The 26,149-nt window shown below is 62.9% G+C and carries 25 protein-coding genes; 12 read left to right on the top strand and 13 right to left on the bottom strand.

Annotated elements, in window-relative coordinates:
* Positions 1–32: 32 nt before the first annotated feature.
* The 5 genes from BR24_RS05905 (at position 33) to BR24_RS05885 (ending at position 4,419) form a co-directional block, all read left to right on the top strand.
* Positions 33–551 carry a TlpA family protein disulfide reductase gene (locus tag BR24_RS05905; protein ID WP_496540567.1) on the top strand — a complete coding sequence of 173 codons (519 nt, stop codon included), beginning with the start codon at positions 33–35 and terminating at the stop codon, positions 549–551.
* A gap of 12 nt (positions 552–563) precedes the next feature.
* The gene (locus tag BR24_RS05900; protein WP_496540566.1) at positions 564–1,022 is read left to right on the top strand and encodes an N-acetyltransferase; all 459 of its coding nucleotides are present in this window, start codon (positions 564–566) and stop codon (positions 1,020–1,022) included.
* Between the two features lie 19 nt (positions 1,023–1,041).
* Entirely contained in the window at positions 1,042–1,581 is a 540-nt protein-coding gene (hpt, locus tag BR24_RS05895) for a hypoxanthine phosphoribosyltransferase (protein ID WP_496540565.1), read from the top strand.
* 24 nt (positions 1,582–1,605) lie between these two features.
* Entirely contained in the window at positions 1,606–3,015 is a 1,410-nt protein-coding gene (locus BR24_RS05890; protein ID WP_496540564.1) for a DUF3426 domain-containing protein, read from the top strand.
* Positions 3,016–3,153: 138 nt separating this feature from the next.
* Positions 3,154–4,419 (top strand): GGDEF domain-containing protein, encoded by a 1,266-nt coding sequence (locus tag BR24_RS05885; protein ID WP_496540563.1) that lies wholly within the window; start codon positions 3,154–3,156, stop codon positions 4,417–4,419.
* A gap of 264 nt (positions 4,420–4,683) precedes the next feature.
* Here BR24_RS05885 and BR24_RS05880 read toward each other — a convergent pair whose 3' ends face one another.
* The 6 genes from BR24_RS05880 to BR24_RS05855 form a co-directional block, all read right to left on the bottom strand.
* Positions 4,684–5,007 carry a hypothetical protein gene (locus tag BR24_RS05880; RefSeq protein WP_496540562.1) on the bottom strand — a complete coding sequence of 108 codons (324 nt, stop codon included), beginning with the start codon at positions 5,005–5,007 and terminating at the stop codon, positions 4,684–4,686.
* A 10-nt stretch (positions 5,008–5,017) separates the two neighbouring features.
* Positions 5,018–6,151, bottom strand: a complete 1,134-nt coding sequence (locus BR24_RS05875) for a DegT/DnrJ/EryC1/StrS family aminotransferase (RefSeq protein ID WP_496540561.1) — start codon at positions 6,149–6,151, stop codon at positions 5,018–5,020.
* Positions 6,152–6,163: 12 nt separating this feature from the next.
* Positions 6,164–8,419: an STT3 domain-containing protein gene (locus tag BR24_RS05870; RefSeq protein WP_496540560.1), complete on the bottom strand. Its 2,256-nt coding sequence runs from the start codon at positions 8,417–8,419 to the stop codon at positions 6,164–6,166.
* A gap of 89 nt (positions 8,420–8,508) precedes the next feature.
* Positions 8,509–9,231: a hypothetical protein gene (locus tag BR24_RS05865; protein ID WP_496540559.1), complete on the bottom strand. Its 723-nt coding sequence runs from the start codon at positions 9,229–9,231 to the stop codon at positions 8,509–8,511.
* Positions 9,228–9,707: a type II secretion system protein M gene (locus BR24_RS05860; RefSeq protein WP_496540558.1), complete on the bottom strand. Its 480-nt coding sequence runs from the start codon at positions 9,705–9,707 to the stop codon at positions 9,228–9,230. Before BR24_RS05860 ends, BR24_RS05865 begins: the two co-directional genes overlap by 4 nt.
* A 1-nt stretch (position 9,708) precedes the next feature.
* Positions 9,709–10,215, bottom strand: a complete 507-nt coding sequence (locus tag BR24_RS05855) for a hypothetical protein (RefSeq protein WP_496540557.1) — start codon at positions 10,213–10,215, stop codon at positions 9,709–9,711.
* Between the two features lie 149 nt (positions 10,216–10,364).
* On the opposite strand from BR24_RS05855, the gene asnB reads away from it, so the two are divergent.
* The 5 genes from asnB to BR24_RS05830 all read left to right on the top strand — a co-directional run bounded on the left by asnB (position 10,365) and on the right by BR24_RS05830 (position 14,941).
* Positions 10,365–12,305: an asparagine synthase (glutamine-hydrolyzing) gene (gene asnB, locus BR24_RS05850; protein WP_496540556.1), complete on the top strand. Its 1,941-nt coding sequence runs from the start codon at positions 10,365–10,367 to the stop codon at positions 12,303–12,305.
* Complete coding sequence (locus BR24_RS05845) at positions 12,284–13,453, top strand: glycosyltransferase family 4 protein (protein ID WP_496540555.1); 1,170 nt, start codon at positions 12,284–12,286, stop codon at positions 13,451–13,453. Before asnB ends, BR24_RS05845 begins: the two co-directional genes overlap by 22 nt.
* Positions 13,450–14,067 (top strand): sugar transferase, encoded by a 618-nt coding sequence (locus tag BR24_RS05840; protein ID WP_496540554.1) that lies wholly within the window; start codon positions 13,450–13,452, stop codon positions 14,065–14,067. The genes BR24_RS05845 and BR24_RS05840 overlap by 4 nt, the downstream gene beginning before the upstream one ends.
* The gene (locus BR24_RS05835) at positions 14,064–14,486 is read left to right on the top strand and encodes a universal stress protein (protein WP_496540553.1); all 423 of its coding nucleotides are present in this window, start codon (positions 14,064–14,066) and stop codon (positions 14,484–14,486) included. The genes BR24_RS05840 and BR24_RS05835 overlap by 4 nt, the downstream gene beginning before the upstream one ends.
* Positions 14,487–14,650: 164 nt before the next feature.
* A complete protein-coding gene (locus BR24_RS05830; protein WP_496540552.1) occupies positions 14,651–14,941 on the top strand; it encodes an SHOCT domain-containing protein in 291 nt (96 codons plus the stop codon).
* Between the two features lie 82 nt (positions 14,942–15,023).
* On the opposite strand, the gene BR24_RS05825 is transcribed toward BR24_RS05830, so the two are convergent.
* From BR24_RS05825 to rimO, 3 genes are all read right to left on the bottom strand, one after another.
* A complete protein-coding gene (locus tag BR24_RS05825; RefSeq protein ID WP_496540551.1) occupies positions 15,024–15,908 on the bottom strand; it encodes a LysR family transcriptional regulator in 885 nt (294 codons plus the stop codon).
* 242 nt (positions 15,909–16,150) lie between these two features.
* Positions 16,151–17,341 carry a pyridoxal phosphate-dependent aminotransferase gene (locus BR24_RS05820; protein WP_496540550.1) on the bottom strand — a complete coding sequence of 397 codons (1,191 nt, stop codon included), beginning with the start codon at positions 17,339–17,341 and terminating at the stop codon, positions 16,151–16,153.
* 181 nt (positions 17,342–17,522) lie between these two features.
* Positions 17,523–18,842: a 30S ribosomal protein S12 methylthiotransferase RimO gene (gene rimO / locus BR24_RS05815; protein ID WP_496540549.1), complete on the bottom strand. Its 1,320-nt coding sequence runs from the start codon at positions 18,840–18,842 to the stop codon at positions 17,523–17,525.
* Positions 18,843–18,951: 109 nt separating this feature from the next.
* On the opposite strand from rimO, the gene BR24_RS05810 reads away from it, so the two are divergent.
* Together BR24_RS05810 and BR24_RS05805 are read left to right on the top strand one after the other, a co-directional pair.
* Entirely contained in the window at positions 18,952–20,430 is a 1,479-nt protein-coding gene (locus BR24_RS05810; RefSeq protein WP_496540548.1) for a two-component system sensor histidine kinase NtrB, read from the top strand.
* Positions 20,431–20,475: 45 nt separating this feature from the next.
* Positions 20,476–21,084 carry an XTP/dITP diphosphatase gene (locus BR24_RS05805; RefSeq protein WP_496540547.1) on the top strand — a complete coding sequence of 203 codons (609 nt, stop codon included), beginning with the start codon at positions 20,476–20,478 and terminating at the stop codon, positions 21,082–21,084.
* Positions 21,085–21,476: 392 nt separating this feature from the next.
* Here the strand turns inward: BR24_RS05805 and BR24_RS05800 are convergent, their stop codons facing one another.
* Genes BR24_RS05800 through phnX form a run of 4 tightly spaced genes read right to left on the bottom strand, consistent with a single transcriptional unit; the run spans position 21,477 to position 26,037 of the window.
* Entirely contained in the window at positions 21,477–22,658 is a 1,182-nt protein-coding gene (locus BR24_RS05800; RefSeq protein ID WP_496540546.1) for a saccharopine dehydrogenase family protein, read from the bottom strand.
* Complete coding sequence (locus BR24_RS05795) at positions 22,655–23,779, bottom strand: 2-aminoethylphosphonate--pyruvate transaminase (RefSeq protein ID WP_496540545.1); 1,125 nt, start codon at positions 23,777–23,779, stop codon at positions 22,655–22,657. Before BR24_RS05795 ends, BR24_RS05800 begins: the two co-directional genes overlap by 4 nt.
* 3 nt (positions 23,780–23,782) lie before the next feature.
* Positions 23,783–25,168 carry a (R)-1-hydroxy-2-aminoethylphosphonate ammonia-lyase gene (gene pbfA / locus BR24_RS05790; RefSeq protein ID WP_496540544.1) on the bottom strand — a complete coding sequence of 462 codons (1,386 nt, stop codon included), beginning with the start codon at positions 25,166–25,168 and terminating at the stop codon, positions 23,783–23,785.
* A gap of 8 nt (positions 25,169–25,176) precedes the next feature.
* Entirely contained in the window at positions 25,177–26,037 is an 861-nt protein-coding gene (phnX, locus tag BR24_RS05785) for a phosphonoacetaldehyde hydrolase (RefSeq protein ID WP_496540543.1), read from the bottom strand.
* Positions 26,038–26,149: the final 112 nt, after the last annotated feature.

Below are 26,149 nucleotides of genomic sequence, written 5' to 3'. Positions count from 1 at the left end.
GATTCCGCGGCGATCCCTGCTATGATGTTGCGATGAAAACCGCACGCTTCATCCCTGCGTCCGTCGCGGCGCTGATAATCCTGCTGGCCGGGTGTCTGCCTTCGGCCGCCGAATATCCCGTGCTCGACCCCTCCGCCATGGAGGCGAAACTGTCGGAGTCCGAGGGGACGCCGACCTTGGTGGTCTTCTGGGCCACGTGGTGCCCGCCCTGCATGAAGGAGATCCCGGCGCTTGAGGACTACAAGCGCGAAGTGGGGGACGGCGTGGATATTCTGGCCGTCTCCGTCAACGACGGCCCGGAGCAGATCGACAAGTTCTTCGGCGGCGAGACGCCGCTCGACGTCTACCGGGCCACGGAAGGGCTGCTGCGCAAGCGCGCCATCCGGGGCATCCCCCGCAGCGACTTCTACGACGCCTCCGGCAGTCACCTCTACAGCTTCGAAGGCTTCAGCCCGGAAGTGCTGCACACGCTGATGCGCAGCCTGACCCATCCGAACGAATTCTCCGCCGCGGAGCACGACGCGATGCGCAACCGCTTCCCCGCAAAATAGAACGGACCGAGCATGATAATCCGCAAGGCCAAAATCCCGGACGTCAGGGCCATCCATACTCTCCTGCTCCGGCAGGAGGATCACGAGTCGCTCGTCCTGCCGCGCTCCTTCAGTCAGCTGTACAGCCATCTGAGGGATTTTTTCGTGGTGGAGGAAGACGGCGGAATAGTGGGCTGCGTGGCCCTCTCCATTACCTGGGCCGATCTGGCGGAGATCCGTTCGCTCGTTGTGAGCAAGGACTGCCGGGGTTCCGGACTCGGGCGGAAGCTCGTGGACGCCGCCCTGAGCGAGGCCGTGACCCTCGGCATCTACTCGATATTCACCCTGACCGAGGTGCCGGGATTCTTCGAGCGCATGGGCTTTGCCTACACCGAAATGGAAAACCTCAACCAGAAGATATGGGCTGACTGTCTCAACTGCCCGAGGTTCCCGGACCTTTGCAACGAGACGGCCATGACCATTGAACTGTAATCCGACGGGACCGATAGCAATGGGCCATAAACTGACCCCCTTCATTACCGGCGAAACCATCCGCGAGCGCATAGACGTTCTCGGGCGCGAGATAGTTCAGAGTTACGAAAGCAATGACGAACCCCTCGTGTGCATCTGCGTGCTCAAGGGCGCGTTCCTGTTCTTCTCGGACCTGATCCGCAGGATCGACAGGCCCATGGAGGTGGATTTCGTGCGGCTGGCGAGCTACGGCTCCGCCACCTCCCGCAGCGAGGACGTGATTTTCTCCAAGGATCTGGAGATTCCCATCGAAGGCAAGGACGTGCTGGTCATCGAGGACATCGTCGACACCGGCCACTCCATGGACTTCCTGCTGCACGTCCTGAAGCGGAGAAATCCCAAGAGTTTGAAAATTTGTGCGCTAATTGATAAGCATGAGAGACGTGAAACAGGCGTTAAGGTGGACTTTTCCGGATTCAACCTTTCGGAAGGGTTCATTGTCGGATACGGTCTGGATTACGCTGAACGCTACCGCGAGCTTGACGGCATCTACGAACTCTCCACCGATGCCGGAAAGTAAACCGATCACCCAGAGGTGCGCGCCATGATCGTTACGTGCCCGAACTGCGAGACGAAATACAATCTGCCCGAGGATCGCATCCCCGCGGGCGGAACCAAGGTCAAGTGCTCCCGATGCAGTCACATTTTCAAGGCGGAGCCGCCCGCTTCCATGCCCGAGGAGGAAGTGGAGAACCTGCTTGATCAGGAGCCCGAAGTCGGGGCCGAAGCAGCCGCTCCGGACACGGACGACGAGTTCGACAAGGCATTCAACGAGGTGGCCGGACAGGGCGAAGCCCCGGACGATGAACCCGCCCCGCAGGAACAGCCCGCCGAAGAACCCGGGGGTGAAGCCGCCGCGGAAACGGAAGAACCCGCCGAGCACGGCGGTGACGTCTTTGCCGACGACGACATGCCTGCGGATGACGACTTCGACAGCCTTTTCGACGAGCCCGTCGGCAGTGCGGACGAAGTCTCTCCGGATGATTTCGCGAGCGAGGATGACGAGCAGCCCGCCGAGCAGCCCGCCGAAGAGCCGGAAGCTCCGGCGGCCTCCGCGCCCGAGGATGATCTGGGCGATCTGTTCGGCGACGACGAGCCGGCTGAGGCTCCAGCCCCCGGTGGTGCGCAGGCTCCCCCGGAAGACGACGATTACGCCGATCTCTTCGGGGACGACGATGAGCCGGAAGCCGAGGAGGAGCCCGCCGAAGCACCCGCCGAGGGCGATGACCTCGAAGGCGGCCTGTTCGACGAGGAACCCGAAGAAGGCGACCTCTTCGAGCAGAAGGGCGAGTCCGACGACTCCGAAGAGGAGCCCGCCGAAGGCCCGTTCGAGACCGACTTCGATCTGGACGAGTCCGAAGCCGAGCGGCAGCCCGGCGGCAAAGGAAAATGGGTCGCCATGGTCGTCATCTTCCTCATCGCAGCCGGACTGGCCGCGGGATGGTATTTCAAGGCGTGGAAGTTCTTCGGCATTGATCCGGCCTCCCTGCTTGCGGACGTACCGGTCATCGGCAGCATGTTCGACGAAGGCGAGGCCGAAGCCCCGCTTTCCCCGGAAGAGAAGATCAAGAACATCGAGCTCAAGAACGTTCGCCAGTATTACGTGCAGAACGAAAAGGCCGGGCTGGTGTTCGTGGTGCAGGGCGAGGCGGTCAACGCCTTCGACACTCCGCGTGAACGCATCGAGGTGGAGGTCTTCCTTTACGATGCCAACGGCAACGTCCTGACCTCTCAGCGGGTCATGGGCGGCAACACGCTCTCCATGTTCCAGCTGCGCGTGCAGTCCAAGCAGGAAATCGAGGAAGGGCTCGCCTCCGAGGTGGGCATCCTCTCCAACAATACGTTCCTGCGCCCCGGGGCATCCACGCCGTTCATGGCGGCCATCTTCGAACCGCCCACCGACAAGGTGAAGGAGTTCGGCGTCAAGGTCGTGGACGTGCAGAAGCCTGAATAACGTCACCCCCCCATACGTGTATCAGCCCCCCGGCCGTTGACGGCCGGGGGGCTTTTCGTGTCGCGCATCCGGTTGACATCCGACGAGATTGCGGGTGCAATCGTGGATGTACGAAAACCAATGCCAAAGGTGGTGTCCATGGCCCGTTCGAGACAGCGGCTCAGTATTCTGGTGGCCCTTGAAGACGACTACGAACGGCAACGGCTCGTGGACATGCTGGGCAGGGCCGTGTCCCGCGTTGCGGCGGCCCCTGACGCAGCCACGGCGGCGGAGCGCTTCCGGGCCGAGTCGCCCGATGTGACGCTGGTGGACATGAACCTTGCTGACAGCCACGGCAACGACCTCGTGACCCTCATCCGGCGCGAGCGTGAGGACGCCCCGCTGATTGTGGTCTACGACAGCTACAACCCCCGGCGGCTGCTGGAGGTGGTGGAGCGCAACGTGGATGCGTTCATCAGAAGCCCGGTGGATCAGGAAAGGCTTCTGAGCGCTTTGCGCCGGTGCGCGCGAAACATTTTCCTGCGGCGCAGGCTGCGTCAGGCGGATCGCGACCTGCATCGCCTGCTCGACGCGTTTCCGGCAATGGCCCTTCTGGAAAAGGAGGGCCGCGTCATTTACTCCAACCGCCCGCTGGCGAACTACTGCGGCTACGAGGACCATGAAGCCATGAGCGCGGATGGGGCCGGCCCCGGCGACTATATGGAACGCCTTGACGGCGCGGTCTACGAGGGAGGTGACGAGCGCTGGATTTCCGCCGTCACGGATGACCGGCTGGATGTGGACCATGTGGCGCACCTGGCGAACCCCGCCAACCCGGATGGGCTGCCCGGCGTGTTCTCCGTGAGTCACAGCTCGCTTCCGGGCTCCGGAATACGCCTGATAAGTTTTCACGACGTGAGCGCGCTTGAGGATGAACGGCGGCATCTGGCGGACGAGGCCTCCACCGACCCGCTGACCCGCGCCCTGAACCGACGCAGCTTCCTGCGGATTCTGGAAGAGAGCTCGGTGCGCGACAGCAACCTCTCGCTGGTCATGTTCGACATAGACCACTTCAAGTCCATCAACGATACCTACGGTCACGACGTGGGCGACAGCGTGCTGCGGGAGATATCGGCGCTGGTGCGTTCCGATATTCGCCGCTCGGACTTTTTCGCCCGCTGGGGCGGGGAGGAATTCATGGTGCTACTCCCGGCCTCGGACATGGACCGCGCGGTGGAGGCGGCCGAGCGGCTTCGCGAAGCGGTCGAGGCAACGGACTTCACCGATGTTCCACGGCGGATAACTTCCAGCTTCGGCGTTGCCATGCGCCGCCAGGGCGAGTCGTCGGACGACTTCGTCAAGCGCGTGGATCAGGCCTTGTACGACGCCAAGGAAGGCGGCCGGAACCGGGTGGTCGTGGGCTGAAGCCGAAAGGAGGACGGTGTGTTCGGCCGGAACGCCGTTTGCCGCGAAACGTACCCGCTCTGCGGAGATTGCATGGAGGGTTGAGCTTTATCGGGCGCGCAGACGGGCTGTCGGGGGTGCCCGTGAAACCGGTGTCGGCCGTTCGGCAGGTCCGCCACTCGTGCTGACGGAGGGGGCCACCGCAACGTCTCCATGAGGGGCTTCTATAAAAACCGCCGGAAGCAGGGCTCCCGGCGGTTCGTGTTTTTGCATTCTCTCTCGTCGCTATTCCGGTGCGACCCACCCCCGATACTCGCCGCTTTCGCGGTCGGGGTCAACGGACCAGCCGCGGTAGTCCTGTTCCGGGACCAGCCCCTCGAAGCGTTCCTCCTGCCCGTAAATGGGCGCTGAGAACGGGGAGCCGATGCGCAGGATGTTGCGCTGGGTGACCAGAAGCGCCTCGTCGCCGCCCACCACGCCTTGCGCCGTGGCGGTGTGTCCGCCGAGCCGGATGGGTTCCGGCAGGTCGACAAACCCCGTCAGGCAGTATGCCACGGCCAGCCCGAAGGCGAAGGGGCGGAACAGGGCGAAGAACGTGGGCATGCGCATCAGGCGGCTCCTAGCAGGCGGTCTTCAGTGCGGTGACGATGGTTTCCTGCTGCTCGGCCGTGAGGTACGGGTGCATCGGCAGGCTGAAGATGCGGTCTGCGATGCCTTCGCACACGGGCAGGTCGCCGCGCTGGTAGCCCAGCGACTTGTAGGCGGTCTGCAGGTGCAGCGGGATCGGGTAGTAGATCACGGACGGGATGTCCGCGGCCTTGAGCCTGCCCATGAGCTCGTCGCGGTGCTCTGCGGATTCGGCAAGAAGCGAATACTGGGCCCAGACCGACTCAAGTCCTTCCGGGACCGTGGGCGGAGTGACGCCCGGCACGTCGGCGAGCAGCTCGTTGTAGCGGGTCGCGATTTCGTTGCGCTTCTCGATTTCGCCGGGGAAGATGGCGAACTTCGCAAGCAGCACGGCGGCCTGCATGGAGTCGAGGCGGCCGTTGATGCCGAGGCGCACGTTGTCGTACTTGTCCTCGCCCATGCCGTGCACGCGGATGGAGCGCAGGAGCTTGTCCATCTCGTCGCTGTTGGCGAAGCACATGCCGCCGTCGCCATAGCAGCCGAGCGGCTTGGCCGGGAAAAAGGAGGTGCAGGCCACGTCGCCGTATGCCGTGGTGCGCTTGCCGTGGTAGGTGGCGCCAAAGGACTGGGCCGCATCCACGATGAGGAACATGCCGTTGTTGCGGGCGCGCTGCTGGATGGCCTCGTACTCGGCGGAAAGGCCGAACAGGTCCACGGCGATGACGCCCTTGCAGCGCAGCTTGCCTTCGTCCTTGACCTTGGCGATCTTTCGCTTGAGGTCGGCGGGGTCCATGTTGAAGGTGACGGGATCGATGTCCACGAAGACCGGGGTCGCGCCCAGCAGGGATACGGTCTCGGCAGTGGCCATGAAGGTGAACGGGGTGGTGAACACCGCGTCGCCCGGTCCGGCGCCGAGCGCCATCAGACCCATCATGAGGGCGTCGGTCCCCGATGCGCAGCCCACGGCGTGTCTGGTTCCGGCGAAGTCGGCCAGCTTGGATTCGAGCTCGGTGATTTCCGGGCCCATGATGTATTTACCGTGTTCGAGAACCGCGTCGATGCCGCTTCTCACGGCGTCTTCGACTTCGCGGTACTGCGTCTTGAGGTCAATGAAAGGGATTGACATGGATTCGGTCTCCTATTGCTTATCCGGGGTGACCAGCTTGTAGATGCGCACAAAGGGCAGTCCATCGGCCACCAGTCGGAAGTGTTTGCGTATTGAGGGGCTCTCGGGGTCGTCGCGCAGCAGCCTGACCAGCATGCTGTCGTAGGCGTCTCTGCTGAGCAGGAACGGCTTGCCCATGAGTCCGTTGATGACGAGGTGCGGCGTCTTGCGCAGCAGTCGCGACGACTGTGCGTTCATGGGATAGTAGCGGTTCTTGACCTCGCCGTCGCCCAGGATGTCGACGCTCTCGATGCGCATCCGCTGGCCGGATGCGTTGGCGATCATGCCTTGCTGGACGTTGTATCGGAACTGCGACGGGTTCGGGTTGAACAGCTCGTACTCGGTGGTTTTTCCTGTTTCGAGGTTCCAGTTGCCGAAGTGGGAGATCCAGCGCGTGAGCCGGACGTTCTTCCAGGTGACCACGAGGTACTGCGGCCGTTTCACGTCGAACTCTGCGTCGGTCTTGCCGAGTGACTCGACCATGGCCTGCGCTTCGTCCGCGCTCATGCCCTTGAAGGGCTCGAAATTTCTGGACGCGGCAAGGCGGAGCATCTGGTTGGCGCGCTTGGGGGAGGTGCTCGCCAGCGCGTAAGCGGCCGGGAAGACGTCCTCGCCTGCATGTTTGCCGCCGTCAATGGGCGGCCGGATGCCGGAGTAGTACCATGTGGCGTATCCCCAGTCCCACCATGTCCAGACGATGGCCTCCGGGTCGATGCGTTCGCGCAGGCCCATGAGCGCTTCGGCGTGAGGCTTGGTCACTACCGGAGTGGGCGGCAGGGAGCGGTAGTCCGTGTAGACCATGGCCAGCAGCGCCAATCCGACCACGGCCTGAAGGGCGGGCTGCCCCCATTTGCGGAGCCGGTGTCCGCCGAAAAGCAGGTTCCCCGCCGTGTTGGCGGCCAGTCCGATGAAGACGGCGGAGGCCGCGCCGCCGAACATGGCGAAGCGGGAGCCGAGCTGCAGCCCCATGAGCGCGATGATCAGCATCGGCAGCAGCAGGGCGGTCTCGGGGCGGAAAATGACGAAGAATACGGCGCACAGCAGAGACAGGGCGCCGATCCAGACGCTGTTGATCGAAATCTTGACGAGCACATCCGAGAGGCTGACGTCGGAGGCTTCGACAACGCTCGACATGACGGAAGGGAACTTTGCGGCCGCCGCGCCTGACGCGCCGTCGACGCTGGACACCGCCCCGAGGTAGGTGGCGACCTTGTCCAGCAGCATGATAACCGGATTGAGCGCCACGTTGGTGAGAAGCAGTGTCGTAAACACGATGAGGCCGAGGCCGAACCACCAGCGGCTGCCGAATTCCCTGAGCCGCTCCGGGATGCGGTTCGCGCGGATCATCCAGAGGACGGCGCAGGCGAGAAGAATGGAAATGACGGCCCGGGCGTAGACGGGTGACGGGGTGACAGGCGGAATCATCGGTAGCAGAGTGAGCTTTCCGAGGCCCATGCCCGGCAGTGAGGCGAGCAGGATCGCGCTCCACTCGAGCATGCCGCGCAGCCTGCGTTCGCGAACGCCCAGAACGACGACCATGATGCCGGCGCCAATGACCAGCACCGAATTCAGGAAGGCGAGGTCCTGATGCCACCAGCTTGCCATGCGCAGGAGCAGTCCCACGGCCAGCGCCGTCCAGGGAGAGGACATGGTCTCCCGCATGGGCTCCGCGTCCGCGGGCAGCCAGCTGCGGCGGAAGAAGGAGCGCCCCCACCACGCGAGGGCGAGGCCCCCCAGCAGGGGCATGAGCATGGTAAAGAGGTCGGTGTCGTAGTAGCCGAGCTTGCTGCGTTGAAAAAATCCGAAGCTCATGGCGCCGATGCAGCCCGCAACGATCCCGCCGGTGCGCCCACCGGCAAGCCATCCCCAGAGGAAGCAGACCGGGGCCACGAGGCTGGCCAGGAAAGCCGGCCCCCAGAACCCTATGTCGCCCAGCCCGATCCCCGTGATCTCGTGGATCATCCGGGTCAGCCACGCCATGTGCTCCGGTTCGTGAAAGGACACGTCGCGGGCCTTGGCGAGCCAGAAATACGAGTCGTGTGTGGAGAGCAGAAATTCCCCGTTGACCTGAAGCAAGGGGTGATCCCACATGGTCCAGAAACTGAGGCGGAGGGCGAGGGTGAGCAGGTAAAGGCCCATGCACCAGCATGTGGCCCAGAGCGCGTCGCGTTTCCAGGGGGATCGTCCGCTTATCGCGGTGTCGATGGAATGCAAGAAGCCGTTTTCCATGGGTTATCTTCCGCGTTGTTGCTGTTGGGTCGCCGGAATGTGGCGCGAGATGGGAACATTAGCCAAAAAAAACGGGTACCGCAAATCCTCTATTCCATGTCGAAAAGGCTGCGCAGGCTTGCTTCCATGCGGAAGGGCAGCTTGCCGTCCGGGGTCTCTCGCGTGCCCTCCACCTGAAAGATTGTGCCGGGAATGTCGGCCGGGTCGGCCAGCGCCGTGCCCTCTGCCCGGATGCCTACGGGCTCGCCGAGGGAAAACTCGCGGATCTGCACCATCCTGCCTTCGAATTCCCCCATGAAGGCCACGTCCCCGTATGCTCTCCCGCCCACGTTCACGGCCTGCGTGCGCACGTCCACCCAGCCCGAGGGCTTGCTGCTGCCGTCGCTCCGGATCTTGCCGGCCACGCGCACCTGCCCCTTGAGGTCGTCGGAGAGCAGGTAGCTCAGGTTCATGTCGCCTTCGAACGCGACCTTTCCTTTTTCTTCGAGCGTCAGGAAGCACTCCGCGCCGCCGGTGTCCAGCCGGACATTCCATTCGTTCAGCCCCACGCGCACGTCGGCGTGGTTGAAGCGCAGCTCGCCGGGGGACTGCACGAGGCCCACGTTCAGGCCCACGACGCGAAAGCCGGAGAGTCCGGCGCGGTCAATGGACTGCCATGACAGACGGACGTTGGGTGCCTGCTCGTCAACGGAGACGAGCGCCCGCGCCCAGATGCTCTGCCACGGGGTGAAGAGGGCGACGCCGGCGGCAAGGCCGAGAAAGGCGCAGATGAACCAACCCAGTCCCTTGAGTTCGCGGGTGCGCTTTTTCATGTGCCCCTCGCAAGGATCATGCGCGCCCGGGCAAGACCCCGCCCGCTGGAAGAGGCCTCGACTTCGAAAAACCTCGTCTGCAGGTTGGCGCGGCTGCGAATGTCGCTGAGAAATGTCGCCAGATCGGAAACCGGGATGCCGGGGAAGAAGACTTCCACGCCGTTTTCGCGTTGCAGGAGCATGGACGGGGCGAACTCGCCGTAGCCGCTCAGGATGGCGCGCACGGCCTGCGCTGGCTCGGTCCGCGCCAGCTCGCCCATGGAAGCGCGCAGCACCCGGACCTCGCGCACGATGTCAACCACGCGCTCGTACTCGGCGCGCCGCTTTTCGATGGTCTTGCCTTCAGCCCGGGCCATGTAGTTGAGCCCGGCCCACAGCATGACGAACAACACGGCCAGTCCGCAGAGCGTCATGCGGAAAAAGCGCTTCTGCGAGGCCGGGTCCCGGGTTTCCCAGAAATATTCGCGGCGGGGCATGCTATCGCCTCCCCACGGTCATGGCGAAGCGCACGGCTCCGGCGACAGGAGTCGTCCGTTCCAGTTCGAAGGTGAAGGAATCCTCTTCCTCGAGGAGTTTCATGAAACGGTCGAGGGCCTTCCTGTCGGGGATCATCTCCCCTTCGACCCGCCCTTCAAGGCCGTCCACGGTGATGGAGTAGACCTGCAGGCCGAGGGTGTCGTTGCGGCTCAGGGCGGCCATGAGGCGCAGGGGATCCAGCCCGATCTTGCGTTCGGCCTGAAGTTTTCCGGCCTCGAACTGCAGCCTGCCGAAGGGCTCGCTGCCCATGTCGTCGCCGAGCACGGAGCGGTACTCCCGTTCCAGGGCGACGTCTATGGTCGCTGACTGCGCGTTCAGGTGAAACCAGCGCACGGCCTGCCCGCCCGCGAAGAGAAGTCCCACGAGGCACAGCCACGCGAGATTGCGCAGAAATCTTCTGCTCATGGCGGCCTGCGAGACGGCCTTCCGGTGGGGGGAACTGCTCATGCTGGGGATCCGGATGCTTGTGGTTCAGCCGCCTTGCTGCGCGGCGCATGGCGGGAACATACTCCAAACACCACCGGATGGGCAAGGAACCCCTTGTGACACCGGGGAAAAACATTGCCGGACACGGGTGGCCCTGCTATGTGACGGGCATGTGCGGAATAGCCGGAATCCTCGACATCGCCCGCCGGACAGGGGCAGACGAATTGCGGGCCCGGGCGCGGCGCATGGCCGATTCCCTCGTCCATAGGGGCCCCGACGGCCATGGCCTGCATGTGGACGAGCTGCAGGGGCTGGCCCTGGCCCACAGGCGGCTCGCCATCATCGACCTGAGCGAAGCAGGGGCGCAGCCGATGCTCTCGCGCTCCGGCCGCTTCGCGCTGGTGCTCAACGGAGAGATTTACAATTTTCACCAACTCCGGGCCGACCTTGAGGCGGAGGGGGGGGCCTTCCTGCCGTGGCGAAGCGCGTCGGACACCGAAGTGCTGCTTGCGGCCATCGAGGCGTGGGGCGTGGAAGACGCGTTGCGTCGCGTGATAGGCATGTTCGCCTTCGCGGTGTGGGATACCCGCGAGCGGCAGCTGATTCTCGCTCGGGACCGCATGGGGGAAAAACCCCTGTACTGGTCCCTCGAGGGCAACCGCTTCCTGTTCGCCTCCGAACTCAAGGCGCTGACGGCGCATCCCGAGTTCTCCCGGCAGGTGAACCCGGAGGCCGTTTCTCTTTTTCTGCGCTACCAGTATGTGCCGGCCCCGCACTGCATCTGGGAGGGCGTGCACAAGGTCGAGCCGGGAACCATGCTCACGGTGTTGCCGTATGGGCAGGTGCGCACAAAGGCCTACTGGCGCCTGCACGACGTGGTTTCGCATGGCGGTCTGGAGCCGTTCGACGGGAGCAGGGAGCTGGCCGCCGCCGAGCTGGAGGAGTTGCTGACCGAAGCCGTGGGCATGCAGCTCGAATCGGACGTGCCTCTCGGCGCGCTGCTCTCGGGCGGTATCGACTCCAGCCTGATAACCGCGCTGGCCTGCAAGGTCTCCGACAGGCCGGTGCGCACGTTCACCATCGGCTACGACGACCCGGCCTTCGACGAGTCGGCGCAGGCAAGAAGGATCGCGCAGCATCTGGGGACGGAGCACACTGAGCTGATCGTTTCGCCCGACGAGGCGCTCGAGCTTCTGCCGAGTCTGCCGGAGGTGTGGGACGAGCCGTTCGCGGACGCCTCCATGCTGCCTGGCGCGCTGGTGTCCCGGCTCACCCGCGAGCATGTCACGGTCTGTCTCTCCGGAGACGGGGGAGACGAAACCTTCGGCGGCTACAACCGGCACGTCACGGCGCCGAGGCTCTGGAGCCGGTTGTCCGGACTCCCCCTGCCGCTTCGTAGGGCCGCATCGCGGGCCATCCGTTCCGTTTCGCCCCGAAAGCTCGACGGGCTCTATCATTTCTGGGAACCCCTGGTGCCCGCGTCGCGTCGCATGAACAATCCGGGCTTCAAGCTGCACAAGCTGGCGCGGGTCATGGTGCAGCCGCACCGCGAGGGGCTGTATGCCGCGCTGTGCTCCACGTGGGATCACCCCGAGGAGCTGACGGGCGTGCCCGGGCCGCCCCTTCAGGCGCAGGCCCCGGAGGGGCTCTCGTTCCGGGAGTGGATGCAGTATCAGGACTCCCTGAGCTATCTCCCCGGCGACATCCTGACCAAGGTGGACCGCGCCGCCATGGCGGTGGGACTGGAGAGCCGCGCTCCGTACCTCGATCACCGCGTGGTCGAGTTCGCATGGCGGCTGCCGGAATCCTTCAAGGTGGCGCACGGCAGGGGAAAACTGGTGCTGCGCGACATTCTGGATGCGCATGTGCCGCGAGAGCTGACGGACCGGCCCAAGATGGGCTTTGGCGTGCCGCTGGGCGAATGGCTGCGCGGTCCGCTGCACGACTGGGCGCGCGACATGCTGCACCCGAAGAGGTTGGAGCAGGGCGTGGTGGAAAACGGCGTGCCCGTGGCGCGAGCCCTGAACGAGCACATGTCCGGACGGCGCGACAACGAACACGCCCTCTGGAGCGTGCTCATGCTGCAGGCATGGCTGGACCGCTGGAACTGAATCGAACCCGTACCGAACATGCACCCATGAAGATAGCCCTCCTCGGCGGGTACGCCCCGTCCCTCATCAATTTTCGCGGTCCGCTGGTGCGGGCCATGCTGGAGCGGGGTCACGAGGTCGTGGCCATGGCCCCGCCGTATTCACCTTCCCCGGGACCGCAACTGGAAGCAATGGGAGCGAGCTATCGGGAAATCCCGCTGAACCGACGCGGCCTCAATCCCCTGAGCGACCTCGGCTCGCTGCTGGCTCTCAAGCGGGTGTTCCGGGATCTGGCACCGGACGCGGTGCTGTCCTACACCATCAAGCCCGTGGTCTACGGCTCCTTCGCCGCCAGGCTGGCGGGCGTCCCGGCCATATACTCCATGATTACCGGCCTCGGATACGCCTTCACCGAGGACGAGGGCATGAAGCGGCGGCTCATATTCAACCTTGTGCGCGGCCTTTACGCGGCCGGGCTTCGCACCAACGACGCCGTCTTCTTCCAGAACCCGGACGATCTGGCCTTTTTCCAAAAGCTCGGGGTGGTCCCTGACGCCATACGTGCCGAAGTGACCAACGGCACCGGCGTTGATCTGGAACACTATGCCTTTTCCGAGCCTCCCGCGGGTCCGCCGGTCTTTCTGTGTCTGTCTCGGCTCATCCGGTCCAAGGGCGTCAGCCTTTTCGCGGAGGCCGCGGCACGACTCAAGAAACGATTCCCGGATGCGGTGTTCCGGATCGCCGGTGCCGTGGAGCAGGGGGAGGACGGCGTCGGGCCGGAGGAGTTGCGTCGCTGGAAAGAGGCCGGAGCCGTGGAGCTGCTCGACCCCGTGGAGGACGTGCGGCCTCTGCTGACCGGCTGCACCGCCTATGTGCTGCCCACCTACTATCGCGAAGGCGTGCCGCGCTCCGTGCTCGAAGCCATGAGCACCGGCAGGGCGATCGTCACCACGGACGCGCCCGGCTGCCGTCTCACGGTGGAGGAGGGCGCCAACGGCTATCTGATCCCTCCAAAAGATGTCGACGCGCTGGAGCTGGCCATTCAGCGGATGATCGAAGCCCCGGACGCCGTGCGCGAGATGGGCCGCAAGAGCCGTGAGATGGCCGAAGACCGATTCGACGTGAACCGCGTCAACGAACACATACTCAAGACCATGGGGGCCGCATGAAGCGGGTGATGGATATCCTCGTCTCGCTGGCGGCGCTGGTCGTGTTTTCGCCCGTGCTGCTTGCCGTGGCGGTTCTGGTGCGACTGAAGCTCGGCGCCCCGGTCCTGTTTCGCCAGCAGCGTCCCGGTCTGAACGGCAGACCGTTCACCATCCTCAAGTTTCGCACCATGCTCGACGCCGAGGCCCCGGACGGCTCCATGCTGCCCGACGAGCAACGGCTGACACCCTTCGGGAAGGCGTTGCGAGCCAGTTCGCTCGATGAGTTGCCCGAACTGTTCAATGTGTTAAAAGGGGACATGAGCCTCGTAGGCCCGCGCCCCCTGCTCATGCAGTACCTGCCGCTCTACAGCCCGAGGCAGGCCAGAAGACACGAGGTGCGCCCCGGCATTACCGGCTGGGCGCAGGTCAACGGCCGCAACGCCGTGCAGTGGCCGGAACGCTTCGAGCTCGACGTCTGGTATGTCGACAACAGGACGCTGCCGCTGGACCTGAAGATACTGCTCATGACCGTTACCGGCGTGCTCCGACGCGAGGGTATCTCGCAGGAAGGGCACGCCACGGTGGAACCGTTTACCGGCAACGAACAAGCCCGCAACAAAGGAGATTCGCCATGAACGTGAAAAGAATCCTGCTCCCCGTCGACGGCTCCCGCCACTCCGACGCCGCCGCAACCAGCGCCGTGGACATGGCCAAAAGCTCCAACGCCGAAATCCTGCTGCTCGTGTGCCGCAAACCCGTCCCCAACGAACTTGGCGAGCCCAACGTGCAGTGGGTGCTCAACCACTACACGCAGGATGCGGAAAACGTGCTCTCCGCCTATCGCGAACGCCTCGACAGACAGGACGTCGTCTACCGCGACCGCATCGTCGGCGGACGACCGGGCGAAGTCATCGCCGACGTCGCCAAGGCCGAAGACTGCGACATCATCGTCATGGGCTCCAAAGGGAAGTCCGACCTTGAAGGACTCCTGCTCGGCAGCGTAACCCACAAAGTGCTCCACACCGCGCATTGCCCCGTGTTGGTTGTGAAGTGACAGGTGCAACCCCTTGTGCACGCATTTCGTGCAGAAAGTGACCCCTCTTGCACATTGCGGCAAGAGGGGTTTCTTTTATCAGTCTGAAATAATTGGCTTTGTATTTTTGGCACGCGGCGTGCTTAGTCTCAAGTAACGCGCAATCGAAGCAGGAGGTAGTATTCATGGACATGCTGAGCGCACTCGGAAACTGGTTCTGCAACGGCGGACACGGCTACGGCCATTGGGGAGGCGGCGGATTCATGTCGTCCGGCTGGCTTCCCTTTCACATGCCCTTCGGCGGCCTGATCGGTCTGTTGCTCCTTGGAACCCTGATTTTCATGGGAGTGCGCCTGTTCCGCAGTCGACAGCCTTCGCATCAGACAATCGCAATGGACGTGATCAAGCGTCGCTATGCGGAAGGCGAGATCGACGACGCCACCTACGAAAAACTTCGAGCCGCGATGAGACGATAGTTCCGTACAGAAAGACCTCTTGAGACAAGCATCCTCCTCCCGACGCCCCCGCCTGACCAGCGGGGGCGTTCCTTTTAAGGAACTACTGATCCTGCCAGACGTCTTTGACGGCTTGGGCGAGCGCGGTGACGGCGGGGTCGTCCTGTCTGTTTTTGAGGTAGGTGAAGAGAATATTGGTGGTGAAGTCGCGGTCTTCGAGGCAGAGGATGACTTTTCCGGCCTTGACTGCTGCGCGGGCTTCGTCTTCTCGCATGATGGAGAGGCCTTTTCCTGCTGCGACAAGTTGTCGGATGATGTCTTCGGAGTCGACTTCGATTCGGTTGGCCGGGTCCGTATGAAAGAGGTCCGCATTTTCGGCCAGAATGTTGCGAAACGGGCAGTGGGTGGCGGGCCAGACCCATGGGAGCTCGAGCAGTTTTTCCGCAGGGAGGCCTTCGACGCGATCTTTCCAGTGGGCGGGTGCCACGATCTGCAGGCGTGATTTCGCGAGCGATTCGGTGGCCAGGTCGTTGACGGGCAGGCCGTAGAAGACGAAGCCGGCATCGAGTCTTCTGGCGCGGACTTCCCGCAGGATGCCTTCGGTGGAGCTTTGCACGAGGTGCAGCTTCAGCTCTGGATGGCGCTCGGCCAGCAGTTCCAGAAGTTCGGTGATGCGAAGGAATTCGGAGTCGGTGTTGAGGCCTACCCTCAGTTCTCCGGATACCTCGCCGGAGAGCTGTTTGGCTTCTGCCAGCAGAACGTCTGTCTGATGCAGGATGGTGTCGGCCCGTTTGCGCAGGACGGTTCCGGCCTCGGTGAGGACCATTCCGCGCGGGGTGCGCCTGAACAGGGCTATGCCGAGTTCGTCCTCAAGGGCCTTGATGTGCGCGCTGACCGCGGGCTGGCTGGCGTATAGACGCGATGCCGCGCGGGTCAGGCTGCCCTCTTCGGCCACGGTGACGAACGTCCTGAGTTGATACAGTTCCATATTTTCTCGAAGTGTATTTTTTAGGCATCAGTTTTTCTGAAACCGTACTTCACGCATTGTAAATAGATCAAAACGTGGGTGATGCGTACTGTGCACTCGTTCTCGCTGAGGAATACAGTTGAACATACGCCGCAGCCCATTACCCTCTCCGTGGGCATACGGCAAGCTTCAAGGGAGCCGCGAACCCCTGCGAAGCGATGAAGTGGAAGCCCGTCCGGGCTTCCACTTTTCGTTTATGCCATTTACGATGCCGCTTCCACGGCTTTCTTGAAGCCATCGGCGCTGCGGCGGATGACGTCTTCACCCACGCAGAACGTCAGGCGGAAGTAGCCGGGGAACCCGAATCCCTTGCCGGGAACGGCGAGGATGCGCTCTTTGAGCAACAGTTCGGTGAAGGCCACGTCGTCGCCGCCGGGCGCTTCTGGGAAGAAATAGAACGCGCCCTTGGGCATGGTATAGCGCAGGCCCGCGTTATCGAGCACTTCGGCCATGGCCTTGCGGCGTTCGTCGTAGACGGAGATGTCCACCCCGGACCCGAGGGAGCGGTGCAGCAGACGCTGACCGATGGCCGGTGCGTTCACGAAGCCGAGGATGCGGTTGGACATGACCAGTCCGGCCAGCAGCGCTTCGGAGTCGGGCATGGCCGGGTTCACCAGTGCATAACCGATGCGTGCTCCGGCCAGACTCAGGTTCTTGGAGAACGAGGAGCAGACCACTGTGTACGGATAGAGCGGCAACAGGCTCGGCACGTCGGTATCGTCGTATGCGAGGAAACGGTAGGGCTCGTCGGAAAGCAGGAAGATGGGCCGTTCGCGGCCCTCATTGTGCTTTTCGAGCACGGCTGCCAGCTCCTTGAGGCTTTCTTCGGAGTAGACGGCGCCGCTGGGGTTGTTGGGCGAGTTGACGAGCACGGCGCGGGTCTTGGGCGTGATGGCCTTGTCGATCGCGTCGATGTCGAGCTCGAAGGTCAGGGGTTTGGCCGGGACCGGCTTGAGCACGCCGCCGTGGTTTTCGCAGTAGAAGCCGTACTCAACGAAGAAGGGCGCGGGCACGACCACTTCCTCGCCGGGGTCGAGCACGGTGCGCAGAAAGGCGTTGATCGCGCCTGCCGCACCGCAGGTGATGATGAGGTTTTCGGCCGGGACCTCGGTTCCCTGTTCGCGAGAGACGTGCTCCGCGAGGGATTCGCGGACGTCGGGATACCCGAAATTCGGCATGTAGCCGAAGGCGAAAGGCTTGTCCGCCTGATCGGCCATTTCCTTCAATCCCTGCCCCACGCTCGGCGGCGGCGGCAGGTCTGGGTTGCCGAGGCTGAAGTCGCACACGTTGTCAGCGCCGAATTCTGCCTTGAGTTCGGCACCTTTCTCAAACATTTTCCGAATCCAGGACGCCTTGTCCATGTATTCGCCTATCTGTCCGGAAACCAGTTGCATAGTTTCTCCTTCCTAGTGTTTTTTGCGTCACGGGAGGATACGGCAATTCATTTCCGGAATAAAGTGAGATTGTGCTTCTTCCTGAGGCGGAGTGGAGCGAGCCGCTCCGGAAGCGGGTCAGACGAAAAAAAGCCCCCGTCAAAGCGGGGGCTTGAATCTCGACTGGAGAGGTGAGCGGTGATTACAGCAGTACGGAAAGATCGTATGTGGAGGCGCTCTCCACTTCCGCGGTGACGAAGGTGCCGGGAGTGAGCTCTGCGCCTTCGGGAACGCTGATGTAGGTCTTGCCGTCCACCTCCGGAGCCTGAAACCATGCGCGCCCTTCATAAAGGCCCGGCCACTCGGGAGAGGCGCGCTCCACGAGGATCTCGAGTTCCTGCCCCACATATTCTTCCATCAGTTCGGCCGATATCTCCGCCTGAAGCTCCATGAGGGCGTCGCGCCGGGCTGCCTTGATCTCGTCCGGGACCTGATCCGGCATTTCCGCCGCGGGGGTGCCTTCCTCCGGCCAGTACGGAAACACTCCGACGTGATGCAGCCGGTGTTCCCGGACAAAGTCCATGAGATAATGAAAATGTTCCTCTGTCTCGCCCGGAAAGCCCACGATGAACGTGGTGCGGATGGCCGCGTCCGGGAAGAACCGCTTTACGCGCTCAAGCACCTTCTGGGGATCGCGCGAGAAGGGGCGCCCCATTCTCTTCAGAATCTCCGGATGAGCGTGCTGCAGCGGGATGTCGAAGTAGGGCACGAACGGGCGGCCCATGGTGGCAAGATATTCGAGGTTGGATTCCGTAAGCCCGGCGGGATACAGATACATGACGCGCAGCCAGTGCAACCCCTCGATGATAAGCAGCTCGTCCATCAGGTCGCGGAAGCCGTCCTTCAGCCCCAGGTCCGAGCCGTAGGCCGTGGAGTCCTGACCGACCACCACCAGCTCCGGCACGCCGGACGCCACCAGCAGGCGAGCTTCGGCGGAGAGGGTCTCGAGCGGAAAGCTGTGCTGCGGGCCGCGTATGGACGGGATGGTGCAGAACCGGCAGTTGTGCGAGCACCCTTCCCCGACCTTGAGGTAGGCGAACGAAGGCGCCGTGGAGACCCTGCGCGGCATGGTCCTGTCGGTCTCCGCCCCCAGCGCGTCGCGGATCATGTCGGACCAGCAGTCGAGCTCGTCCGTGGAGAGCCACAGCGATACCTCGGGCATCTCGTTGCGCAGCGCGTCGCGGAAGCGGCTGACGAGGCAGCCCGCGACCACCATGACCGGCTGGCGCTTTCCGGACTCGCGCGCCTCGCGCACTTCCTCCACCAGATCAAGTATTGTCTCCACCGACTCTTCGATGGCAGGCTGGATGAAACCGCAGGTGTTGACCAGAACAAGGTCGGCCTCCTTCGGTTCATCAACGGGAGTCATGGCTCCGCCGAGAGCGCCGAGCAGCCGTTCGGTATCGACGAGGTTCTTGGGACAGCCGAGGCTGACGGTATGGACGCGAACGGGTTCGCTCATGTTTCCTCCGATGGATCGCGAGTTGCGACAGGGGGTTCAGTTAAGCATTGCGCTTTCGGATACGCCGTGTAGAATGAATGCTAGAATTCTGTCAAACAGGCGGGTGCCGATGCTGGACGATACGATAACCAAAGATCTCTCTGCGGACAAACAATACTCCATAGGAGTCATTGGTGACATCCCCGCACTTCTGGCCTTCTGGGAGATGTTCCGCGATCAGGCCAACGACGCTGTGCTGCGCGAAATCGGCATAGTTGCCGCTGCCCTGCCGGGGCAGAGCGCGCTTCCGGGCATCTACGAGCAGTCTCACGGAATCCCCCTGCACAAGACATGGCAGGGCATGCTGGAAGACCATCCCGAAATCAACATGGTCATCGAGGCCACCGGCCGCCAGACCCTGCAGTCCGAGCTTCGTTCCAACCTCCCGGCCCATGTCACGCTGGTCGAACGCGACTGCGCCAACTTTTTCATCCGGCTGCTGACCTCCGACAAGATCTGGGTCGCCTGCAAGCTCGACCTCATGCACACCCAGACCATGCTCAAGACCATCATAGACCAGCTCGACGAGGAAATACTCTTTCTCGATCTGGAAGGGACCATCCTCGGCTGCAACAAGACCGTCGCCGACAGGCTGGGAAGCCCCAAGAAGGCCATCGTGGGCGGTTCCGTGGAAAAGGTCTTCGGCAAGGACGAGGCCAACGCACTCGAGAGGACGATCAAGACCGGCCAGTCCTCGGAAGCCACCGCCACGAGCGTGGACCACGAAGGCCGGGCCCATTATCACCGGATATACACATACCCGATTTCCAGCGAAGAAGGGTACGTGACCCACATTGTGGCCATGCGCCGGGACATAACGCGCCGCACTCATCTCGAGCAGCGCCTGCAGCAGTCCGAAAAGCTGGCGTCCATCGGCGAACTCTCCACCTACATCGCCCACGAAATCCGGAACCCGCTCTTCACCATCTCCGGCTTCGCCAACTCCCTGATGCGCGCCGAAGGGCTTGATGAGAAGCTTACGGAAAAGATCGAGATCATCCTCGAAGAGTCCAAACGGCTCGACAAGATTCTCAAAAGCATCATGAACTTCACGCGCCCCACCGATGCGGACGCAGAGGAGATGAACCTCAACGACGCGGTGCACAACACCATGAACGTCATGGGAATCGGTTTCGATGAAAAGAACATTCGGCTCATTCTCGACCTGCAACCGAATGTGGCCAAGGTCAAAACCAATGAGGACCAGATCCGCCAGAGCCTGATCAACCTCGTCAAAAATGCCGTGGAGGCCATGCCCGAAGGCGGAGAGCTGCGCATAGAAACAGGCATGAACAACGGCTTCGTCCGCCTGACCGTCAGAGACACCGGCGTCGGCATCCCGCCCGACAAGCGAGACAAGCTCTTCAGCCCTTTCTACAGCACCAAGGGCAAGGGCTCCGGCCTCGGGCTGGCCATGATTCGGAAGATCATGGACGAGCTGGGCGGCGAAGTGGAGCTCGTCAGCCACGAAGGCGTCGGCACCAGCGTGACCCTCAACCTTCCTCCGGTGGCCGCCGTCCCCACTGTTGCGCAAGACGACGCCTCCTAGTATGTAGGGCTCCCCTGAAACGAAGCAATCAAGGAAGCCTACACCATGGACGCAATCGTTCTCGCCACCAGAAACAAGGGCAAGATTCGCGAATTCAACATCCTGCTGGAGCCCTTCGGCCTCACCGTTCGCAGCCTCGACGAATTTCCCGAAATCGGTGAGATCCCCGAAACCGGAGACACCTTTCAGGAAAACGCCCTCATCAAGGCCCGCACCGTGGCCAATGCCACCGGCCTTGTCGCCGTCGCCGACGACTCCGGCATAGAAGTGGACGCCCTCGGCGGAGCCCCCGGCGTCTATTCCGCCCGCTTCGCCGGTCCCCAATGCGACGACCACGCCAACAACGAAAAGCTCCTCGCCGAACTCAAGGACGTCCCCGACGAGAAACGCACCGCGCGCTACCGTTGCGTCATGGCAGCCGTGGCCCCCAACGGTACCGAGGCCACCACCGACGGCTCCTACGAAGGACACATCGCTCACGAATACAAGGGCTCCGGCGGTTTCGGCTACGACGTCATCTTCATCGATCCCGAATCAAAACTGCACGCGGCCGAACTCACTCCGGAAAAGAAGCACGCCCGATCGCACCGAGGCAAAGCCATCAGAAAACTTCTCGAAGTCTGGCCCGGCTTTTGGGAGAAGGCACAGGCCTAACAGTGCCTCCGGCGGGCAGGGGCGGGAGAGGGGTAATGGGACGGACCCATCCCTTTATTTCTTGAAGCCAGATCAACCAAGGACACGGAAACGATACATCGCTTTTCCCTTGTCACCTTGCATCATAATTATGTTTTCCATTTAAGACGTCTGTAGGTATAGCCGGTGCCCCAGCAGTCCGGCCGTCGCTACACTGCTTGCCCGGTGGCACAGCCGCATCGCTGCTTTTGCAATTTATGAGAGATGGCCGTTGCAATTTCGGGCGTACGGTTTCCGCGGAGGCCTCTTCTCCGGAATAATTGCCTCAAAACAGGAAAAGCCGCCCCCAGACCGTGAACACGGCATGAGGGCGGCATCAAAGCGGCAAAAAAACGGAGTCGGAATTTGATAGGCTATTCAGCTTTCCAGTCGAATTCTTCGATGCGCTCCACGCTTTCATGAATGTGAATGTCACGGGCCTTCAACTCGCGGAACACATCCTGCGGATCAAAGGCGTACTCGGGGATAACGGCTCCGATGTTCCGGGAGCGGCCTTCGGCAATAAGTTTGACACCGATGCCCATGGGAATGCCCACGTTGCGGGTGTAGGCGCGAAGCCCCTCCCATCCCGGAACAGAACCGTCTGAGGCCGGGTGCGTATGCGTGAGGGTGTGGCGGACCTTTTCACCGTCGAGCTCTCCCTCAACCTCCACGTGCAGGGCGTACCCGTAAAGCTCGGTGGTCGTTCCCTGTTCGCTTCTCTGAAGGTAGGTGCCGATGACATCCATGACGCCGACCTCTGCATCATTGACTTTCACGGGGTCGTTTTTCATGAAACCCCACTCATACAGCGCCTTGACCAGCAGCATGTTCTTCGGGGGCCAGGTTCCGCGCACCTCGATAAGCTGCACGCCTTTGTCCTTGAGATACTCGGCCAGGGTCACGGTTTCCGAGTGGGGGATGATGTACTGCGGGTGTGTGCCATAGGGCTCCGGCAGGGCGATGTCCCTTGGTCTGGCAAACGGCGGGACCTGCTTGAATTCCCCGCCCTCGTATACGACGCGCCCCGGCAGCTCGGGATCGTACTCGTAAGTGGTGGTTTCGGTTATGGACGCCGAGAACGCAATGGGTCGGAACGCGCCGTGGCTCACGCGCACGGAGTGCACCGTATCGATGGCGTCGCAGGCGTGTTTGGCCATCATGTTGGTGGTGCCCGGCGTCATGCCGAATCCCGGCACGTGGATTTTCCCCTTCATGCGGAAAACCTCGTCGTATTCGTATTCGTCGCCGAAGCCGTTGAGGTTGATCCCGTGACAGCCCGCGCGGGCGATGCAGCGGGTGGAACGGTCGTTCAACGAGATGGTGGTGCCGTCCATGACCACGTCATAGGCGGACATGATCTCGACGGCGGCTTCTTCGTCGAAAAGGTCGACCTGCACGAAATCGGCCCGGCCGTCTCCCATGGCGGCCGCGACGTCGCGTCCGGCAGCTTCGTCGATGTCAGCTATCGTCAGTTGGAAGTCGGTATGTTCGGCTACGTCCAGCGCGGCCTCCCGGCAGATGCGGCCCGCGCCGCCGAGACAGAGAATCTTCATGCTTGCTCCTGATGGTTCCAGTACATTGAGTCCTCGACGGCACGGATCAGCGTTTTCATGCCGTCAGGGTCCACGTCGCCGATATTGCCGATGCGGAAGGTGTCCGCCGAGGTGACCTTGCCGGGATAGATGACCCAGCCGCGGTTTTTTAGTTCCCCGTAGAATCGGCGAAAATCATAGTCCGGATGTTCCGGGTTCCTGAACGAGGTGATGACGGGCGACTGCCACTGATTCGGCAGGAGGCAGAAGAAACCCAGGCGCCGCATGCCGTCCACCAGCGTCCGATGGTTTTGCGAATAGCGCTCGAACCTCGCCTGCACGCCACCCTCCGCATCCAGCTCGTCCAGCGCCTGCGAGAAGGCGCGCACCACGTGCGTGGGCGAGGTGTAGCGCCACTTGCCGTTTTTTTGCTCCATCTCGTGCCACTGGTGATACAGGTCGAGACTCAGCGACCGGGCGTTGCTCGCGCACTGTTCCAGCTTGCTCCTGCGGGCCACCACGAACCCGAAACCCGGAACGCCCTGAATGCACTTGTTCGCGCTCGAGATGAGATAGTCACAGTGCAGGTCGTCCATGTTCATGGGGATGCCGCCGAAGCTGCTCATGGCGTCGATAATGTAGCTTTTGCCGCGCTTCGCGACCTCGACACCTATCTCCTTTACCGGGTTGAGCATGCCGGTGGTGGTTTCGCAGTGCACCGCCGCCACGTGGGTGATGTCGGGGTCCGCGTCGAGAGCCTCGGCCACGGCGTGCGGCTCGGCACGCCCCGTTTCGCCCAGATCGAGCAGCCGCAGGTTCATGCCGAGGCGCTCAGCGATAAGAGCGATGCGTCTCCCGTAGTGTCCGTTGGCCACGACCAGCAGCTTGCCGTCCTTCGGCACGACCGTGCCGACGGTCGCCTCGACGGAAAATGTGCCGCTTCCCTGCATGAGCACCGCGGTAAGCCCTTCGCCGCCCGCCAGCTCCACGAGACGGGCGCGGATGTCCTGTACGATGGCGTTATAGTCATCATCCCAGGTGCACCAGTCGCGCAGCATCACGGACTTGACGCTCTTGGTGGTGGACAGGGGGCCGGGGGTCAGCAGCACGTAGGGATTGTCAGGCAGATTCTTCACGTTCATGATTCAGTCCTCATAACGGTTGGTGTCTCGTTCCGCCCCGACTTCGGCGAGGGATTCGTCGAGCGCGGCGAGGGCGCGGCGCATCTCTGCGTCACTGATCGTCAGCGGCGGGGTCAGGGTCAGGAAATTGCCTCCGGAAACCTTGAAACTCAGGCCCCGCCGCAGGCAGGCGTACAGCACGCGGTCGGCCTCATCCTCGGCAGGAGAACCGTCCTCGCGAGCCAGCTCCATCCCCATGGCGAGGCCGACACCCCGTACGTCCGCCACCAACGAGTGGCGGTCCGCGAGGGTCCCGAGCGCGGCAAGCGTTTCGGTTCCAAGGTGGCGGGTGCGCTCCAGCAGCCCGTGGTTCTCGATGTATTCCACGGCTGCAAGGCCAGCGGCACAGGCGACGGGATTCTTTTCATGGGTGTAGTGTCCCAGCGACACATCCCCGGCGCAGTCGAGTCCGCGCCGGGCCACAATCGCCGCCAGCGGGAAAACGCCCCCTCCCAGACCCTTGCCAAGGGTCACGATGTCCGGGACCGCCCCGAAATTCTCGAAGGCGTACATGGTGCCTGTGCGGCCAAGGCACACAGCGGTCTCGTCGAAGACGAGCAACGCACCGTGACGGTCGCAAGCCTCCCGCACCAGCCGCCAGTACCCCGGCGGAGGCGGATTGATAGTGGTGCAGCGCACAGGCTCCGCGATGACGCAGGCCACGTCTCCCTCTTTCTCCAGCACATAGTCCACGTACCGGGCGCAGCGCAGGTCGCATGCGGCGCAGTCGCCGCCGGGGTTCCAGATGCAGTTTCGCGGTTCTGCAGGCGGGACGTGTTCCGTCCCTGGCAACAAGGGCCCGATTCCGGAGCGGAAAAGGGCCTCACCGCCCACCGAGACGGCGTCGAGAGACGCGCCGTGGAAGGAGTCCCACATGGAGATGGTCTTGAACCTGCCGGTGGCCTTGCGCGCCAGCTTGAGGGCCATGCCAACCGCTGACGTGCCACCCGGGGCAAACAGCACCTTATCCAGATCCTCCGGGGCCAGCGCACCGAGTTTCTCGGCCAGTTCCACGGCGGGACGGTTCGTGAACCGGCGCGGGGAGAACGGCAGGCTCTCAAGCTGATGGCGCACCGCGGCCATGACATGCTCATTGGCATATCCGACCTGATGGACCGAGTTCCCGTGGAAGTCCAGAAACTCCCGACCGTCAATATCTCTCACGGTGCTGCGGGAGCACGACTCGAGAACGTCGAGGCAGGGCGTGGAGAGGGACTGGTGCAGAAAACAGTCTGCATCCCGTTCCAGCAGGTCTCTTGTCTCCGGGCCGAGCTCCTCCCGCCACCTGCGACGGTTCGGGGAGAGGTTCACGTCGCCTTCGGTGAGGCGCGGCGCATCCCTGTGTCGCATCCGATCTCCTAGGGTGCGGGGGTTTCGCCGAGGGACAGGCGCTCGTTGATGACGCGCACCAGCGCAGGGACCTCGGCCAGCGTCTGGGCCGTATAGTGGGCGCCGCCCCGCATGAAGGTTTCTTCGACCGCCTTGATGCGCTGCTGCATTTCGCCCTCAGTCATTGCGCGGTCTTCTTCGAGGGTGAGGCCCATGGCGTTTCCGGAGCGAGTCAGGCCGATGGTCCACATGCCTGCGTTGAGTCCCTCCTGTATGTCGCTAAGGGAGTCGCCCACCTTGACCATGGCTTCCATGGGGTAGACTTCGAGGTTGATGGCGTTTTGCAGGCACATCCACGGAAACGGACGGCCCCGCGGAACGTCGGTGGAAGTCACGATGGTGTCCGGAATGTAGCCTTTCTCCGCTGCCACGGGAGCGAGGACGTCCATCATGGGGCCGGTGTAGCCGGTGCACGAGCCGATTTTGAGCCCCATTTCACGAAGCTCTTTCACGGCGTCCAGCACGCCCGGTATGGGGTCGGAGTGACGCGCGATGCACTCCACCATGAGCCGCTCGGTATTGTGGTACATGACGTCGATATCAGCCTCGGTTGGGCCTGCGCCCTTGGTGAAACGCCATTTCTCCAACACTGACGGGTCCTCGCACATGGCCACGATGTGATCGCGTTTCATCAGTCCCATGGGCTTGCGGGCCTCGGCCCAGCTCACGTCCACGCCCTGATCGGCGAAGACCTGCACGAACACGGCGACCGGTCCTACGGAGCCGTAATCCACGGCGGTCCCGGCCCAGTCGAGCACAACGGCCTGGAGAGGGTCGGTATACGTTTTGTTTCGGATGAAGGTCTGCATCTGGTCTTGCTCCAGTGTCATCCCGGCAAGGCCGGGGCGAAGGTTTTAGAACATGGGCGGCCGTTTTCCACCGCCATGGAAATCATACTCCCCCCTGCGAGGAGTCGAACGGACAAATTCCCGGATTTGTCCG

It is taken from the genome of Pseudodesulfovibrio halophilus DSM 5663 (assembly GCF_059568665.1).
The sequence above is the reverse complement of the archived record's forward strand: the minus strand, read 5'-3'. Positions and strand labels throughout refer to the sequence as shown.

Excerpts from the sequence above, each read along its gene's own strand:
- BR24_RS05840 (WP_496540554.1), top strand. The coding sequence starts at position 13,450 with ATGAAGCGGGTGATGGATATCCTCGTCTCGCTGGCGGCGCTGGTCGTG.
- BR24_RS05870 (WP_496540560.1), bottom strand. The coding sequence starts at position 8,419 with ATGGAAAACGGCTTCTTGCATTCCATCGACACCGCGATAAGCGGACGA.
- BR24_RS05845 (WP_496540555.1), top strand. The coding sequence starts at position 12,284 with ATGGCTGGACCGCTGGAACTGAATCGAACCCGTACCGAACATGCACCC.
- BR24_RS05795 (WP_496540545.1), bottom strand. The coding sequence starts at position 23,779 with ATGAACGTGAAGAATCTGCCTGACAATCCCTACGTGCTGCTGACCCCC.
- BR24_RS05810 (WP_496540548.1), top strand. The coding sequence starts at position 18,952 with ATGCTGGACGATACGATAACCAAAGATCTCTCTGCGGACAAACAATAC.
- BR24_RS05890 (WP_496540564.1), top strand. The coding sequence starts at position 1,606 with ATGATCGTTACGTGCCCGAACTGCGAGACGAAATACAATCTGCCCGAG.
- BR24_RS05885 (WP_496540563.1), top strand. The coding sequence starts at position 3,154 with ATGGCCCGTTCGAGACAGCGGCTCAGTATTCTGGTGGCCCTTGAAGAC.
- BR24_RS05880 (WP_496540562.1), bottom strand. The coding sequence starts at position 5,007 with ATGCGCATGCCCACGTTCTTCGCCCTGTTCCGCCCCTTCGCCTTCGGG.
- BR24_RS05865 (WP_496540559.1), bottom strand. The coding sequence starts at position 9,231 with ATGAAAAAGCGCACCCGCGAACTCAAGGGACTGGGTTGGTTCATCTGC.
- BR24_RS05835 (WP_496540553.1), top strand. The coding sequence starts at position 14,064 with ATGAACGTGAAAAGAATCCTGCTCCCCGTCGACGGCTCCCGCCACTCC.
- BR24_RS05825 (WP_496540551.1), bottom strand. The coding sequence starts at position 15,908 with ATGGAACTGTATCAACTCAGGACGTTCGTCACCGTGGCCGAAGAGGGC.
- BR24_RS05820 (WP_496540550.1), bottom strand. The coding sequence starts at position 17,341 with ATGCAACTGGTTTCCGGACAGATAGGCGAATACATGGACAAGGCGTCC.
- BR24_RS05900 (WP_496540566.1), top strand. The coding sequence starts at position 564 with ATGATAATCCGCAAGGCCAAAATCCCGGACGTCAGGGCCATCCATACT.
- asnB (WP_496540556.1), top strand. The coding sequence starts at position 10,365 with ATGTGCGGAATAGCCGGAATCCTCGACATCGCCCGCCGGACAGGGGCA.
- BR24_RS05855 (WP_496540557.1), bottom strand. The coding sequence starts at position 10,215 with ATGAGCAGTTCCCCCCACCGGAAGGCCGTCTCGCAGGCCGCCATGAGC.
- pbfA (WP_496540544.1), bottom strand. The coding sequence starts at position 25,168 with ATGCGACACAGGGATGCGCCGCGCCTCACCGAAGGCGACGTGAACCTC.
- hpt (WP_496540565.1), top strand. The coding sequence starts at position 1,042 with ATGGGCCATAAACTGACCCCCTTCATTACCGGCGAAACCATCCGCGAG.
- BR24_RS05830 (WP_496540552.1), top strand. The coding sequence starts at position 14,651 with ATGGACATGCTGAGCGCACTCGGAAACTGGTTCTGCAACGGCGGACAC.
- BR24_RS05805 (WP_496540547.1), top strand. The coding sequence starts at position 20,476 with ATGGACGCAATCGTTCTCGCCACCAGAAACAAGGGCAAGATTCGCGAA.
- BR24_RS05860 (WP_496540558.1), bottom strand. The coding sequence starts at position 9,707 with ATGCCCCGCCGCGAATATTTCTGGGAAACCCGGGACCCGGCCTCGCAG.
- BR24_RS05875 (WP_496540561.1), bottom strand. The coding sequence starts at position 6,151 with ATGTCAATCCCTTTCATTGACCTCAAGACGCAGTACCGCGAAGTCGAA.
- phnX (WP_496540543.1), bottom strand. The coding sequence starts at position 26,037 with ATGACACTGGAGCAAGACCAGATGCAGACCTTCATCCGAAACAAAACG.
- rimO (WP_496540549.1), bottom strand. The coding sequence starts at position 18,842 with ATGAGCGAACCCGTTCGCGTCCATACCGTCAGCCTCGGCTGTCCCAAG.
- BR24_RS05905 (WP_496540567.1), top strand. The coding sequence starts at position 33 with ATGAAAACCGCACGCTTCATCCCTGCGTCCGTCGCGGCGCTGATAATC.
- BR24_RS05800 (WP_496540546.1), bottom strand. The coding sequence starts at position 22,658 with ATGAAGATTCTCTGTCTCGGCGGCGCGGGCCGCATCTGCCGGGAGGCC.